Consider the following 15,675-nt stretch of genomic DNA (forward strand, 5'->3'; position numbering starts at 1 on the left):
TCCTACTCCTCGTTCCATTTGTTCAGGCCACCACGCGCCCGCAATGCCTGCGCGACGTTATCCGCATCATCAAGAGCCAGCAGCGTCAATGGCAGCACCACGTGCCAGCGTGGCCTGCGGGTCGAACGCGCCGACCAGCTTTGGGTCAGTTGCTGTCCTTTTTCGGACAGGACGGGCACCATGCGCATCACCAGCGCGATCCCGATTTCAAGCGCCCGCATGTTCAGACCAAGCCGGGCGAACGGTGTCCCGATCCAGCGGATCACCGCCATCATGTCGGACAGGCGGGTCGTCATCGTGACCAGATTGGCAAGCCCCACAGCGGTCACCATGCGCAAGCAGATCACCAGCCCCGCAGATATATCCCGCGTCACAAGATGCCATAGCAGCACAACCGCCACAAAAGGCCACAGAATCCGAAGCCGCGAAAGACCGCCGCGCAGGAACCGGACCCCCGGAAGCGAATAAAGCCCGAGGGCAGAAAGAAAGGCGGCGATATGAAACCGCAGATCGGCAGAAGCCGCCAAAGCGACCGTTGCCAGCAACAACAGGCCAAGCTTCAAACCCGCCGGAAGGTCATGCGCCCGGGTTCTAACGGGGGAGGTCAGAGATATCATCATCATCCCCTAGTCGCGTCATTTCAGTTAGATAATCCGATATCACATCCGGCCCTGTGCCCACCTTTTCGATCCGACCCTTGTCGAGCCACAGCACCGTTTCGCATCCTTTCAGATCTTGCGGGTCGTGGGAAATATGGATCACGGCCCCCGAAAACAGGTGCAGATAGCGACGCAACTGTGCCTTTGTCGGGATATCCAGACCCGCGAAAGGTTCATCCAAGACAAGTGTTTTGGGCGCCATGGCGACAATTGCCATCAGGCAGACAAGATGCTTTTGCCCTTGTGACAAGGTCGCGACAGAAACGTCTGCCCAGTCGGATTTGTGAAACGCTGCAAGCGTATCCAGCGCATCGCGTTCCGCCTGACGTTTTGACCGCCCAAGTTGGGTCAGTCCGAAGGCCACTTCTTCCAGAACGGTGGGAAAGATGATCTGGTGATCCGGGTTTTGAAACAGGATACCGACATCCCGGATCGCCGCCCGGCGGTCGGCATACATGTCGACACCATCCAGCGTCGCCTTGCCCGAAGACGGGGCGACCAGCCCCGCCAGCACGCGCGCGAGCGTCGATTTTCCCGACCCATTGCGCCCAACGATCCCGAGACGCGAAAAACGCAGGTCAAGATCGAGATCCGATAGCACCGGGCGTTGTTCGAAAGCCAGACTCAGCCCCGTCAACGCGATCTGAACCGGCGTTGTTTTTTCGCGGGCGGTGAATATGTTTCGCTGTATTTCGATAGTTGGTTCCGCCTTCAGATGACTGCTGGCCAAGGGAATCGGGCGGCACGACCGGTCTGCCTGCCCATCGGGTTTCGCTCATGATAATGCGGTCAGCAAGCGGGTTAAAGAGACCTGCAAGAAACCGCATCGCACCTGGCAAAACCATCTGCATGGAAAAGCTGATTTCCCCGAGGTTGATCCCGTTTTGCATAGGCAGGATGAAAAAGCCATCGGGCACATCATTTTCGGCGCATCCGGTCCCGTCGCGAACCGAAATCTCAGCGACCACGCAGGCCGCGATCAGGTGCAAGCGTGATCAATCTTCCGGATTTGGCGTCTACGGCTTCCATCCGCACCATCAGCACAAGGTTGGCAAACGCGGTGATCACAGGTTTTCGACCACTGCCGAAACCGGCAAAGCCGCCTGAAGAAGAACTGCCGAAGCTGTTTTCCGGGCGGGTTTGCTTGTTCTGGCCGCTTGGCGGTTGATCAGGGGATGGGCGATCTGCACTGCATGGTGAAAGATGCACAAGGCGGTCCCGCAGGATACCGGGGGTTAGCCCAGCACCTGACGGATTTGCACCAAGGTTTTCTTTCGTTCCGCCCGCGCAGCGAGCGCCTGTTCCATATTGACCCGCCGGAATTTGACTGCAGAGTTCGGTTGCAACTGCCCGATCAAGTCCATGTCTGCCGAAATGATCGCGCCAAGCGTGAAATACCCCCCGCCCGACACCGCATCGCGGTGCAGAACGATCGGTTCCAAACCACCGGGAACCTGGATCGATCCGTAAGAATAGCATCCGTCCACGATGTTCGACGGATCCGAACCGGCGCCGAACGGCTGCGGGCGGTCCACAAATTCCATCGGTTGGCCGCCGCGGAAACGGTATCCCATCCGGTCCGCTTCGGGGGCGACCTTCCAATCATCATCAAAGAAGGCGTTTTGGCTCTTTTCAGTCAGACGATGCCAGTAAAGGCCGGGCAGCACACGCAGGTCTGCCGGTTTGCCCGGACCACGGCGCAACGCGTCGGGCACCGTCCTGCCTTCGGCGACAATGGCGCCTTGGCCCACGGGTAGCTTGTCGCCGGCTGCCAGCGGGCGCCCTTCGAAGCCACCAAGTGCGCCAATCGCATAGGTCGCACGCGATCCAAGCGCCAAGGGCGTGTCGATCCCGCCGCTGAAGGCGATATAGATGCGCGCGCCCTCTTTGAGAAAACCAAAACTTAGTGTCTGGCCTGCCTTTACGTCGAACGTGGTCCAGGTTTCCCGGGTGTCCCCATCCAACAATACCGGCAGTTCAGCACCGGTAATCGCGACGCTCATATCCGCGCCGAACCTGATTTCCGGCCCCATGAAAACCGCTTCGAGTCCGGCAGCGCCTTCATCATTGCCAACCAGCAGGTTGGCGGCCCTGAGGGCAAGACGGTCCATCGCGCCACCTTCGGGAATCCCGAGGTGGAAATACCCCGGACGGCCAAGATCCTGCACGGTTGTTGCAAGTCCCGGTTTGACAATCTCAAACGTCATTGAGGGCCTCCATCAGCTTGGCATTGAAGCCGGTCATGTCCTTGTTGAATGCGTCGAGATCGAATGCGACTTCGGCGATCTTGGGCGCGTAGGTGCCCTTTTCGACCTCATCGATGATGCGGTCATATTCCGCGCGGTCGATGGGTTTCCATTTCACGATATCGCCGGGTTTGAAGAAGACCATGAAGTCTTTGAGATAGCTGATCTTCTGTTCTGGATCGAAAATCGGCATCGGGGTGATGCCGAACATCTGGTATCCTCCTGCCCCGCGAACCGAGTAGATACAGGAAAAACAGCCACCATACCCGACCGTCAGTTTTGGTGTGTCGGTGCGCGGTCGCAGGTATTTGGGGACCTGCAATTGTTTTTCGCGCTCGACGAGCTGATAGAGGAACGGCAGGCCCGACACAAACCCGACCATAGACACGAACCAAGGCTGTGCATGATGGGCTTCGATGAAGCTGGCCACAGAATCGAAACCGTTGATCCGTGCAGCATAGTCCAGATCAGTGCCGGACGGATCCTGATGGCGTTCCCGGAACCGCATCAAAGTTTCGTGAGTCCACGGGTCTTCGTAGAAAACCGGGATCTCGATGATCCGCGTATCAAGTCGCTTTTCCTGCGCCTCGGCTTCGTGTTCGAGCTCCTTGATCCTTGCCATCATTTCGTCAGGCGCGATCACGTCCGGATCGAAACGCACTTCAAACGAAGCGTTGGCGGGACAGATTTCGGTGACGCCGGGAATGTTCGCGGCGCGGACAAGCTTGCTCAGGGATAGGCTGATGAAGAAAGCGTCGAGAGACATTTCATCATCTACCTCGACATAGACGTGCTCATCTCCCCCGTAGGTGTAGCGCGTTTTCATGCGGCGTCTCCTTTTGTGGTCAGGTTCTCGGCCTCAAGCCAGGGTTCGAGCCATTGAGTATGGAAGGTACCGGCCCGGACGTCCCGGTCGGCGGCCAGCGCGAGATGCAGCGGAATCGTTGTCTTCGTTCCCTCGATCTTCATCTCGTTAAGCGCATCGACAAGCTTGTCGATTGCCATGTCGCGGGTCGGGGCGTGCACGATGACCTTGCCAAGCAGCGAATCGTAAAACGGCGGGATCTGGTAGCCTTCGGACAGGAAGTGATCGAAGCGCACACCGTCGCCCGTCGGTTCTTTCAGCGTCTTGACCTGGCCCGGCCAGGGCATGAAATTCGCAAAAGGGTCCTCGGCGCAGATTCGGACCTCGATGGCATGTCCGGTCTTGGCAATCTCGGCCTGGGTCACCGAAAGTTTGCTGCCACCGCTCACCTTGATCATCTCCGCGACAAGGTCGATGCCGGTAACCATTTCGGTCACCGGGTGTTCGACCTGAATACGGGTGTTCATTTCGATGAAATAGAATTCGTTGGACGCTTCGTCGTACAGATATTCAAGCGTTCCAGCCCCGCGATAATTCACTGACTTCGCAAGCGCGACAGCCGAAGCGCATAATGCGTCCCGGGTTTCGTCATCAAGGCAAACTGCCCCGGCTTCTTCCCAGACTTTTTGACGGCGTCGCTGAAGGGAACATTCGCGTTCATAGCAATGGATCGCACTAGTGCCGTCGCCAAGGATCTGCACCTCTATATGACGCGGCGACAGAATCGCGCGTTCGACATACAGACCGCCGTCACCAAAGGCCGCTTCGGCTTCCGCCTTTGCCTGTGGCGCAAGAATTCTAAGCTCGTCGGCAGTTTTGGCGATGCGTATCCCGCGCCCGCCGCCCCCGGCAGCGGCCTTGATCATGACAGGGAAACCCACTTCTTTGGCAACCGCCAAGGCGCGTTCAATGCCGTCGACGCGACCGTCAGACCCCGGCACAACCGGCACGCCGGCGGCTTGCGCAGCCTGCCGGGCGGCAACCTTGTCGCCCATGCGTTCGATCGTATCCGCAGACGGCCCGACAAAGATCATCCCTGCCTGTTCTACCTCGCGGGCAAAAGCGGGGTTTTCGGACAGAAAACCATAGCCCGGATGGATCGCATCCGCGCCGCTTTCCCGCGCCGCCTTCAGGATCGCGTCGATATTGAGATAGCTTTCCTTTGAAGGTGCCGGCCCGATACAAACCGCTTCATCCGCGAGCCTGACCGCAAGCATGTCCGCATCCGCTTCGGAATGGGCTTGGATCGAATGGAGTCCAAGCGACTGTGCTGCGCGAACGATGCGCACCGCAATCTCTCCTCGGTTGGCGATGAATAGCCGCTGGATAGCCATGACTTATTTCATCTCCGCCAGCACGTCGCCTGCCATGATCGGGGACGCGTCTTCGGCAACGTATTTGACAAAGATACCATCAGCTTCGGCCTGCACCTGAATGAAGGTTTTCATCACCTCGACGAGCCCGATGACGTCGCCAAGGGTGACCGCATCACCTTCAGACTTGAAAGGCGGCTCTTCCGGTGACGGTTTTTGATAAAACGTGCCCGGGAGGGGAGATTGAATCTCGGTCATTGTATTTCCCTGTCGTTTGTTTGGAGTTTCATGATCCGTCAGGTCGCTTCGAGCACCGACGAAGACGGCGCAATGGTGATGCCGTTGCTGGTCAATTCCCTGCGGATGGCTTGGCCGATCTCGACTGCGCCGGGCGTATCGGAGTGAAAGCAGATGGATTCGAATTCTATTTCGATGTCGTCGCCATCCACGGTCGTCACCCGGCCTTCGACACATGCGCGCACACATTTTTGCGCCAACGCCTCGGGGTCGGGCCGCCCGACCTTGCGGGCGAATACGATCGCGCCATCTGCGCCATAATCGCGATCCGCGTAAAATTCGCGGACTACCGGATGACCCAACCGCTTTGCCACTTCATAAGTCTTGGAAACGCCCATGCAGTAAACGATGAGATCGCCACTGATTGCCGAAAGGCTTTCGATCATCAGCCGGGACAGTTCTTCATTGCGGGCCGCTTCCATGTAAAGCGCCCCGTGGGGTTTGACATGCTGAAGCCGGATGCCATGTCGGCGCCCGAATTCGCGTACCGCGCCGACCTGATAGATGATGTCGTTGACCAACTCTTCGGGCGAGGTCTGAATGAAGCGACGTCCAAACCCTTGCAGATCACGATAGCCGGGATGTGCCCCGAGACCGACGCCATAGTGATTGGCAAGCTTGATCACGCGATCCATCGAATTCGGATCACCTGCGTGAAACCCCGCAGCGATATTTGCCGAGGAGATCAGTTCCATCAACGCTTCGTCCGGGGCGTCGCTCAATACCCAGTGGCCAAAACCTTCGCCCATGTCACAGTTGAGATCGACAATTTTTCGCATCACATGCCCTTAATTTTCTGATCGCTCGATCATGAGAGACGGGCTGTATTTTTGTAAAGTTCAATTATTAGATATGCTATTATCGAAAAATCCGAACGTATGATCCCTGAAAAGCTCCAGTAAATGGGCAAATAATCGACACTATCAACCCAAGTGACCGAATAATACGCAAGAAAAGGATGCAATCTTCTGATTTTCCGATAATGGTCTTGTGAAGTTTTGTATAAATTCGAATAGTCCCCCGGACATAGCAATCGTGATGACAGGGCCCCGGTGTGAATCTCAGGCAGCTTAAATATTTCATAGCGACAGCCGAATTGGGGCAGGTCAGCCGCGCCTCTTCGGAACTGTCTATTTCACAGTCGTCCATCACCTCGGCGATCCGCGAGCTTGAGCAGGATATGGGGGTCACCCTTTTCACGCGCACCGCGCAGGGCATGGACCTGACGCAGACTGGCCGCAAACTTCTGGGGGCCGCCCGTGACGTGATGGAAAAAGTGGAAATCGCCCGCGACATCGGGCAGGGACATTCGGATGTCGCAGGCACAATCAATGTTGCGGCAACATATACCGTATGCGGATACTTCCTGCCGTTTCATCTCGACCGATTGGCGCATAGATTCCCGAACCTGACGATCAATATCAGCGAACTGAACCGCGAAAGTATCGAAGAAGGGTTGATCTCCAACCGCTTCGACATCGCCGTCATTCTGACCTCGAACACTTCGAATCCCGAACTGACAACGCAAACGCTGCTGCGGTCGCACCGGCGGCTTTGGGTGCCGCAAAATCACGAACTTGCAAACCGTGAGCAAGCAAGTTTCGAAGACGTGGCGGAACAGGATTACATCATGCTGACCGTAGATGAAGCCGCGAATACGTCCATGAAATACTGGGGTCCGACGGGGCTTACCCCCAAAATTCGAATGCGCACATCTTCAACCGAAGCGGTGCGTTCGATGGTGGCCAACGGGCTTGGCGTGACGATCCTGTCGGATATGGTGTATCGCCCTTGGTCTTTGGAAGGGCGCCGGATCGGGACCGTGGTGATGGAGCGGGAAATCCCGTCTATGGATGTCGGCCTTGCATGGCGGCGAAATCAGGACCTGCCCACGTCGGTCCGGTTGTTTGTGGACTATTTCCGCGATGCCTACCTGTCCCCGCAAATGGCAAATGCAAGCAGACACGGCTGATTGCGGGGATCGTGAGCGCCTTAGGTGCGCAAGGTCCGATCAGAACCATTGCCCCGGTTCCATCAGCCCCAGATCCAGCAACTGGCGCGAATGCCATTCGAACGGGGCCGAATTGTGCCAGCGGAAGCTTTGGATGTCATAGGTCGATCCGGGATTGCGTTTCAGCGCCTTGGCGGTGCGGAAGGAACAGATTGCGGCGGTCAGATTATGATGCCATGGGCAGGCATAGGTGTTGTATTCTTCGTCATTGAAGGTGTTATCATCGCGCAGCACCAGACCCGGTTTTGATTTGAACAGTGAAATCCGGTCGATCTTGCGGCGCTTGGCTGGAATGTGTTCTTCGTAACGCCAACGCAGCCCGCCGAAGAAATCCAGCTGCCGTTCCTTGGGGTAATTGTGATTGTTCGGATCATTACGGGCCAATGCGTAATAGCCGGTCTTGTCCAGATGAGCCGTGTCGAGCGAAACCGCATTCGGATTTGTCACCAGGTCCGTGGCATAGAGATCGACAACATAGCATAGCATCGCACTGCGCCGTTCTTCGCCATGAAAGGCCAGCATTTCACCCACTGTGCGGGTTTCGCAGAATGGGTAAAACAGGTATTCGGCGTTGAAGCAGTAGTACATCCACAGTCCGGGGGCGGCGTCGATTACCGCGTTGACCGCCTTGGGCACTGCATTATCGGCCAGCGGATCGAACCGGATGCGGTGGACGCTGTCGATCACATCTTCGGCCAGATCGAATTCGTCGGGCATGAAGACCAGCGTGGACCGGAAACCGGAATTCTGATGGTGGCGGATGGTGGTGTCGATTTCGGCTTCGTCCTCGGCAAAGATCATTGCCAGCGGCCCCTCGGCCAAGGCCGCGCGGCCCTGGGAAAGCAATTCCGACAGGTTATTATAGTACATGCCCAGACCTCTGCCCGTGATTGGCGCCAAAGTCGGCCAAATCCGCCCGCATTGCAAGTCGTCGTGGTTCTGGTATAGGACCACGGCCTGAAACTGCGGACAGGATCGGCCCGATGAGCGACGCCAAGAAACTCTATATCAAGACCTATGGCTGTCAGATGAATGTCTATGACAGCGAACGCATGGCTGAAGCAATGGGCGGGGCGGGTTATGTTCAGACCGATACGCCTGATGACGCCGATATGATCCTGCTGAACACCTGTCATATCCGCGAAAAGGCGGCTGAGAAAGTATATTCGGAACTGGGACGTTTCAGGGGGCTGAAGGCGGAAAAACCTGATCTGAAGATCGGGGTGGCCGGCTGTGTCGCTCAGGCCGAGGGCGAAGAAATCATGCGCCGTCAGCCGCTGGTCGATCTGGTGGTCGGGCCGCAAAGCTATCACCGTCTGCCCGCGATGGAAGCCAAGGCGCGGCAGGGTGAAAAACCGCTCGATATCGATTTCCCGGACGAGGACAAGTTCGAGACGCTGAAAAACCGGCCCAAGGCACGGCGCGCCCCGGCGGCGTTCCTGACCGTGCAGGAAGGTTGCGACAAATTCTGCGCCTTTTGCGTGGTGCCCTATACCCGTGGGGCCGAAGTCAGCCGCCCGGCGGATCGGGTGCTGAGCGAGGCGCGCGATCTGGTCGAGCGCGGCGTGCGTGAAATCACCCTGCTGGGGCAGAATGTGAATGCCTATCACGGGGCCGGAGACGTTGGGAACTGGTCACTGGCGCGGCTGATCTGGGCGCTGAATGACATTGACGGGTTGGAACGGATCCGCTTCACCACCAGTCACCCCAACGACATGTCCGATGACTTGATCGCGGCGCATGGGGATTGCGCAAAGCTGATGCCTTACCTGCATCTGCCAGTGCAGTCAGGCAGCGACAGGATTCTGAAACGGATGAACCGTTCGCATACCGCCGAAAGCTATCTCAAGCTGATCGAACGCATCCGTGCGGCGCGGCCCGACATTCTGATTTCGGGCGATTTTATCGTCGGGTTCCCGGAAGAGACCGAAGAAGATTTTCAGGCTACGATGGATCTGATCCGCGCGGTGAATTACGGTCAGGCGTTCAGTTTCAAATATTCCACCCGGCCGGGGACCCCCGCAGCAGAGCGCGCACAGGTCGACGACGCCAAAGCCAGCGATCGGTTGCGGCGATTGCAGGCGTTGATCACCGAACAGCAGCGCGCGGTGCAAGACAGCATGGTCGGGCGCGACGTATCGGTATTGTTCGAAAAGCCGGGCCGTTTCGAAGGCCAGATGGTCGGCAAATCAGAATATCTGCACGCGGTGCATGTGGCCAATGCCGGGGTGCAGGTTGGTGATATCGCTCGGGTTCGGATCGTCGAAAGCGGCACGAATTCCCTAGCCGGTGAAATGCTGTGATGGTCCGAGATGGCGCAACTCAGGGTCGTGATGCCGCCCGATATACAGGCATGGCGGCGCGATAAGCCGGCCGTCGCAGGGGTATCACGGCTTTGTGATTGCCTTTTTCCCGTCTGCGACTCATCATGTTGCTACATGAGCGGTAGAGACGACTAAAGCAGGTGCTTCGGGCCAACGGTTCGGCGCAATCGTCTTGGAACATAAAAAAGTAGGGGGCAGGCGTCGTGGCGACACCAACAGCGGTGGAACAGGAACTTCTTGAACTGATCAACCGGGCGCGCAGCGATCCGTCGGGCGAATTCGATCAACTGATCACCAATGCCGCGACCGCTACTGCGGTGACGTCCGAAATCACCTTTGCTTTGGAATATTTTTCGGTCGATCTGGACCTGCTGCGCAGCCAGCTTTCGGCTTTTAGTTCGGTGGCCCCGCTGGCTTGGAATGACAGTCTGAGCATAGCTGCGACAGACCATACCGTGCAGATGATTGAACAGGATGCGCAGGAACATCAGTTGCCCGGTGAATCGAGTCTCCTGACCCGTATCGTGGCGGCGGGGTATTCCACGGCAACCACGGTAAGTGAAAACATCTATGCCTATGCTTACGACGCGATTTATGCCCATGCAGGGTTTTATATCGACTGGGGTTACGGCACTGGCGGCATGCAGGACCCGGCAGGACACCGCATCACAATCCTGAACGCAAATTATACCGAAGTGGGGATCAGCGCGCTGGCGGAAACCAATTCCACCACCGCAGTCGGACCGCTGGTCGTGACCCAGGATTTCGCCGCCCGCAGCGACTACCAACCGATGTTGCTGGGCGCGGTGATCCGGGATGGTGACGGCGACGCGTTTTACGATGCCGGCGAAGGGCTGGGCGGGATTTCAGTCTGGGCCACCGATGCGACGGGCAATGTAAGCGTGACAACCAGCTGGGCCAGCGGTGGGTTTCAGATGGAACTGGACCCGGGCACCTATACGGTTAGTTTCAGAGGTGGGGTGTTGACAGGAATTGCCAGTTACCAAGTGGTGATGGGCAACGAAAATGTCCATCTTTACGGTTATTACGCCGATGCGGTCGTCATTCCTCCGGTTTACGCGACTGGCGATGACGGGATGGATATTCTGACCGGTGCCGGGGGGGATGACAGTCTCGATGGCGGCGCAGGCGATGATACTCTTGATGGTGGCGACGGAACCGATACAATTCTCGGCGGCCTTGGTGACGATTACATTATTGGCGGCAGCAGCAGCACCGATCTGCGCGACGTGATCTATGGTGGCGACGGCGACGATTACATCAGCGGCGGCAATGGCAATGACGAATTGTATGGCGACGCTGGAATGGACACGATCGTTGGCGGGTTTGGCGTCGATACGATTGTCGGTGGTACCGGTGACGATCAGTTGACCGGCGAAGCTTGGTCCGACCTGATTTTCGGCGGCGATGGCAACGATTTCATCAATGGCGGTTTTGGCTATGACCGGGTTAATGGCGGCGCAGGCGCGGACCGGTTTTTCCATCTCGGTATCTACGATCACGGCAGCGATTGGATTCAGGATTATACCGCTGCGGATGGCGATGTGCTGTTGTTCGGTCGCAACGCCACGATCGACCAGTTCCAGGTCAATCTGACCGAAACGGCCAATGCCGGGGTGGCCGGTGTCGAAGAGGCGTTCGTGATCTACCGCCCGACCGGGCAGATCATGTGGGCGCTGGTCGACGGCGGCGCACAGGATGAAATCAACCTTGTTCTGGGCGGAACAACTTACGACCTGCTGGTTTGATCCACGACGTAAAAAATGTTATCTTAAGCATGGCGCGGGCGGCAACTTATCACTTTATAAGGCTAATATTTTATTTCGGGGGGACACCATGCTTCTGACTTATAACGGATATTATCAGGATTTTCTGGGCGACGCTTTTTTCAACTCGTCTGGCGAGGTCGATGTCGACCTGACCGTTAACAGCGCCAGTGAGTTTCTACTGGAACAACCTACGACGGGCATCGTGACGACGGTGACCGGCAGCGGGTTCACCTTTTCCGGCGACGACCCGACCGGTGGGACGATCACCGGCATGAGCTTTGCCACGTCCGGCAGCGACACAATCGCCACGGTATCGGGCATCAACTGGGGGCTGGTGGAATTCAACAATGCCCTTGGCGGGATCGAGGCCGATAATCCGGCCCTTCTGGCCAATTTGTTCAATTCTGCCGGTCCGATCACCATTGACGCCAGCAGCGCGGTTGGTGGCTTGAGCCTGAACGATTTTGAAGATTTGTCGCCGTTTATCACGGCCAACATGACGGTCAACGGAACCGATTTCAACGACACCCTGATCGGCGGGGCCGGCAATGATACGATAAACCCAGGTGCCAACGAAGGTTATGACCGGCTGCACGGCACCGCTGGCAATGACGTCTACGATTTCGCGCAAGCCAACGAAAACAGCTACTATGAAATCGAATATGACCTGCTGTCTTCGGGCATCACTGCCACGGTCGATGCCGGGGCCCGCACCGCGTCGGTGACCGGGGCTGATGGCACCGACACGTTCAATACCCTTGCTCCGGCCATGACCGCTGAAAATGGCGGCTTTGGCATCATCGGCACCACCCATAACGACACGTTTACCATCACCTCGGCTGCAGATGCGTGGGTCGCGGTCAGCGGCGGTGCGGGCAATGACACCTTCAACCTGACGCTGAACAATATCACCCGTCTGTTTTTTGGCTGGGACGGAGTCGATGGGGCGACCCAGGGCATGGTGGCCGACCTGTCTACCGGCGTGGTCAGCAATGACGGGTTGGGCGGCACCGATCAGATCAATATTCTGGGTGGTGATCAAAGGTTGGAAATCGGTGCCACCGATTACAACGATTCCATCACCGGCAGCGACCGGGACGAAAGCTTCATCTTGGAACGGGGCGATGACACGCTGGATGGCGGCGCGGGCTATGACCGGGTGCGGTATGATCGGTCCGGTGTCACGGCGGTCAATGTCGATCTGGAAGCAGGGATGGCAACCGGCCAATGGGATGGCAATGGCTTTACCCACCACCTGAGTAATATCGAAGATGTGCGCGGGTCGCGCACCGACAACGATACGCTGCTGGGCGGGGCGGGCGACGAGACGCTTGATGGCCGTGGTGGCCATGACATTCTGGATGGTCGCGCTGGCAATGATTGGCTTTTCGGCGCGGATGGATTCGACAGCCTGTCAGGCGGCGCGGGGGACGATTGGCTTTATGGTGGTGACGGCGTTGACACCTTGATTGGCGGCACCGGCCAAGACCATCTTTTTGGCGGCAGTGGCAACGATCTGTTGGATGGGTCGGCCGGCGATGCCACGACCGAAGGCTCCGGCGATTATTTCCGGCCCGGCGAAGGGGCCGATACTATCATCGGTAATGCGGCGCTTTGGGCTGCGGGCGAAGGTATCGACCTGTCCTATGCCGATGTTTCCGGCACTGGCGGGCTGTTCATCTACGTCAACGAAGACGGTGCTGGCAACGTGTCCAGTAACAACGTCGGGGTTTCGGACGGTTTCACCTATGCGCATTATTTCGAAGGCAGCGACGGGGCCGATCAGTTCACCGGCGACAATAGCAGCGGTTGGCGCGGCTGGGCGGGGCTTGCAGGAGACGACACAATCACCGGAGGCGGCGGCACCGACCAGCTGGTCTATCGTTGGGACAATGAAACGGGCGGTGGCAACGCTGGCGTCAGCGTCGTTTTCACCGCAGAAGGCACTGGATCGGCCACCGATGGTTTCGGCGACACCGACACCTTTACCGGTATCGAGCAGGTGCAGGGTACGTTGTTTGACGATACGATGACCGGCAATGACGGGGCGCAACGCTTCGACGGTGAAGGCGGCAATGACCGCCTGATCGGCGGCGAAGGCGCTGACACGCTCAACGGTGGCGATGGCAACGATACGTTGAACGGTGAAGCGGGCGATGATGTGCTGATCGGCGGGACAAGCGAAGCCGATCTGCGCGACGTCATCTATGGCGGTGATGGCAATGACAGCATTGACGGTGGTTACGGCAATGACGAATTGCGTGGCGACGACGGCAGCGACACGATTATCGGCGGTTACGGCGTCGATACGGTGATCGGCATGGCGGGCGATGACGCGTTGACCGGTCAGGCCTGGTCGGACCTGCTTTATGGTGGTGACGGCGATGACTTCCTCAATGGCGGTTTCGGCTATGACCGGGTCAATGGCGGCGCTGGCGCGGATCGGTTTTATCATCTGGGCGTTTATGATCACGGCTCCGACTGGGTCCAGGACTATACGGCGGCGGATGGCGATGTTCTGGTCTTTGGTCAAGCCGGCGCCACCGCAGACCAGTTCCAGGTCAACCTGACCGAAACGGCCAATGCCGGTGTGGCCGGTGTCGAAGAGGCCTTCGTGATCTACCGCCCCACCGGTCAGATCATGTGGGCGCTTGTCGATGGCGGCGCGCAGGATGAAATCAATCTGGTGCTGGACGGGGTCACCCACGACCTGTTGGCGTAATCCGGGACGAAATCAAAACCTGAAGAACACTTGTGCAAACGCCCGGCCTGTTGGTCGGGCGTTTGTCCTGTTTGCCGCCCCCTTCACGCCAGACTGTTGACCCATATCAAGGCGATCTGCCCATATTATATGCGATAATTCATATAAGGGATCGGAGGTGCCCGGACCAATCTGGGAACGCCGCCTGCCGATCAGATTAAAGGGATTATGATGACAGTTTCCTTCTTGTATGATGCACATGTTTACACCCAGCGGTTCAATGCTGACTGGAGCGAAAGCACCAGCACCTATGCCTATGGGCCAGTCACGATTGAGGTCCCCGATGATGAGTTGATGTTCGAGATCGACCAATGGGGCGGTCTGGACGGCGATGCGTTGGCGGATCACACTTTGCTTTATACTGGCGTGACAGAGGGACAGGTTGCCAGCCTGAGTTTTGACAATCCGGTCTCGATCAACCACGTCACCCATGGCGAAGGATTGGTCACCGATGTGATGCAGATTGATGTGCATATCCGGGGGGCCGAAGACGCGGTTATCGGGTTCGATACCGTCTATATCTATCTGGACGGTGATCCCTTGCCCGAGTTCGATACCCCCGAGGCATTCGATGCGTGGGTGATGGCAAGCACGGGCTGGTTCACCGCGCCTGAAAGCGGTCCCTATGCGGCAGGAGCAACAGCAAGTTGGGGTGATTTCGACACGCCGACCGAAATTTTGGGCACTGATTCAGATGACCGACTTGAAGGCACCGCTGGGTCCGACACGATCCGCGGTGGCGACGGAAACGATACCCTGATCGGTAATGATGGCGATGACACGCTGATCGGTGGCGAAAGCGAAAACGATCTGCGCGACGTCATCTATGGCGGTGATGGCGATGACAGCATTGACGGTGGTTACGGCAATGACGAATTGCGTGGCGACGACGGCAGCGACACGATTATCGGAGGTTACGGCGTCGATACAGTGATCGGAATGGCGGGCGATGACGCGTTGACCGGTCAGGCTTGGTCGGACCTGCTTTATGGTGGTGACGGCGATGACTTCCTCAATGGCGGTTTCGGCTATGACCGGGTCAATGGTGGCACAGGCGCGGACCGTTTTTATCATCTGGGCGTTTATGATCACGGCTCCGACTGGGTGCAGGACTATACGGCGGCGGATGGCGATGTTCTGGTCTTCGGTCAAGCCGGCGCCACGGCGGACCAGTTCCAGATCAACCTGACCGAAACGGCCAATGCAGGTGTGGCCGGGGTTGAAGAGGCCTTCGTGATCTACCGCCCGACCGGTCAGATCATGTGGGCGCTTGTCGATGGCGGCGCGCAGGATGAAATCAATCTGGTGCTGGACGGGGTAACACACGACCTGTTGGCGTGATGCCATCGAATTGAAAATGCAAAAGGAACAGAAAACTTGGTGTAAGTAGCGGCCTCGCAAGAGTGAGA

14 protein-coding genes are annotated in these 15,675 nt (G+C 57.7%); 5 read left to right on the top strand and 9 right to left on the bottom strand.

Features of this window, described 5'->3' with window-relative positions; genetic code table 11:
• Positions 1-2: 2 nt before the first annotated feature.
• The 8 genes from TG4357_RS17155 to TG4357_RS17190 form a co-directional block, all read right to left on the bottom strand.
• Complete coding sequence (locus TG4357_RS17155) at positions 3-617, bottom strand: CbiQ family ECF transporter T component (RefSeq protein WP_058264194.1); 615 nt, start codon at positions 615-617, stop codon at positions 3-5.
• Complete coding sequence (locus TG4357_RS17160; RefSeq protein ID WP_233487552.1) at positions 592-1,260, bottom strand: energy-coupling factor ABC transporter ATP-binding protein; 669 nt, start codon at positions 1,258-1,260, stop codon at positions 592-594. Before TG4357_RS17160 ends, TG4357_RS17155 begins: the two co-directional genes overlap by 26 nt.
• Positions 1,238-1,648: a hypothetical protein gene (locus TG4357_RS19740; protein ID WP_168370957.1), complete on the bottom strand. Its 411-nt coding sequence runs from the start codon at positions 1,646-1,648 to the stop codon at positions 1,238-1,240. The genes TG4357_RS17160 and TG4357_RS19740 overlap by 23 nt, the downstream gene beginning before the upstream one ends.
• A 246-nt stretch (positions 1,649-1,894) precedes the next feature.
• A complete protein-coding gene (locus TG4357_RS17170; RefSeq protein WP_058264125.1) occupies positions 1,895-2,866 on the bottom strand; it encodes a 5-oxoprolinase subunit C family protein in 972 nt (323 codons plus the stop codon).
• Positions 2,856-3,731, bottom strand: a complete 876-nt coding sequence (locus tag TG4357_RS17175; protein ID WP_058264126.1) for a 5-oxoprolinase subunit B family protein — start codon at positions 3,729-3,731, stop codon at positions 2,856-2,858. The genes TG4357_RS17170 and TG4357_RS17175 overlap by 11 nt, the downstream gene beginning before the upstream one ends.
• Positions 3,728-5,104 carry an acetyl-CoA carboxylase biotin carboxylase subunit gene (locus TG4357_RS17180; protein ID WP_058264127.1) on the bottom strand — a complete coding sequence of 459 codons (1,377 nt, stop codon included), beginning with the start codon at positions 5,102-5,104 and terminating at the stop codon, positions 3,728-3,730. The genes TG4357_RS17175 and TG4357_RS17180 overlap by 4 nt, the downstream gene beginning before the upstream one ends.
• 3 nt (positions 5,105-5,107) lie before the next feature.
• Positions 5,108-5,341 carry an acetyl-CoA carboxylase gene (locus tag TG4357_RS17185; RefSeq protein ID WP_058264128.1) on the bottom strand — a complete coding sequence of 78 codons (234 nt, stop codon included), beginning with the start codon at positions 5,339-5,341 and terminating at the stop codon, positions 5,108-5,110.
• Positions 5,342-5,379: 38 nt separating this feature from the next.
• Positions 5,380-6,159 (bottom strand): 5-oxoprolinase subunit PxpA, encoded by a 780-nt coding sequence (locus TG4357_RS17190; protein ID WP_175473926.1) that lies wholly within the window; start codon positions 6,157-6,159, stop codon positions 5,380-5,382.
• Positions 6,160-6,434: 275 nt separating this feature from the next.
• Between TG4357_RS17190 and TG4357_RS17195 the strand changes: the two genes are divergently transcribed.
• Positions 6,435-7,352, top strand: a complete 918-nt coding sequence (locus tag TG4357_RS17195; RefSeq protein WP_058264130.1) for a LysR family transcriptional regulator — start codon at positions 6,435-6,437, stop codon at positions 7,350-7,352.
• Positions 7,353-7,391: 39 nt separating this feature from the next.
• On the opposite strand, the gene TG4357_RS17200 is transcribed toward TG4357_RS17195, so the two are convergent.
• A complete protein-coding gene (locus TG4357_RS17200; protein ID WP_058264131.1) occupies positions 7,392-8,261 on the bottom strand; it encodes a hypothetical protein in 870 nt (289 codons plus the stop codon).
• A gap of 113 nt (positions 8,262-8,374) precedes the next feature.
• Between TG4357_RS17200 and miaB the strand changes: the two genes are divergently transcribed.
• The 4 genes from miaB (at position 8,375) to TG4357_RS17220 (ending at position 15,607) form a co-directional block, all read left to right on the top strand.
• The gene (gene miaB, locus TG4357_RS17205; RefSeq protein WP_058264132.1) at positions 8,375-9,694 is read left to right on the top strand and encodes a tRNA (N6-isopentenyl adenosine(37)-C2)-methylthiotransferase MiaB; all 1,320 of its coding nucleotides are present in this window, start codon (positions 8,375-8,377) and stop codon (positions 9,692-9,694) included.
• A 224-nt stretch (positions 9,695-9,918) separates the two neighbouring features.
• Positions 9,919-11,484 carry a CAP domain-containing protein gene (locus TG4357_RS17210; protein WP_082644182.1) on the top strand — a complete coding sequence of 522 codons (1,566 nt, stop codon included), beginning with the start codon at positions 9,919-9,921 and terminating at the stop codon, positions 11,482-11,484.
• Positions 11,485-11,572: 88 nt separating this feature from the next.
• Entirely contained in the window at positions 11,573-14,227 is a 2,655-nt protein-coding gene (locus TG4357_RS19870; protein WP_058264134.1) for a calcium-binding protein, read from the top strand.
• Between the two features lie 210 nt (positions 14,228-14,437).
• Positions 14,438-15,607: a calcium-binding protein gene (locus TG4357_RS17220; RefSeq protein WP_233487554.1), complete on the top strand. Its 1,170-nt coding sequence runs from the start codon at positions 14,438-14,440 to the stop codon at positions 15,605-15,607.
• Positions 15,608-15,675 lie beyond the last annotated feature (68 nt).

The sequence above is a fragment of the Thalassovita gelatinovora genome (assembly GCF_001458355.1).
In the GTDB taxonomy this organism is placed as follows: Bacteria; Pseudomonadota; Alphaproteobacteria; order Rhodobacterales; family Rhodobacteraceae; genus Thalassobius; species Thalassobius gelatinovorus.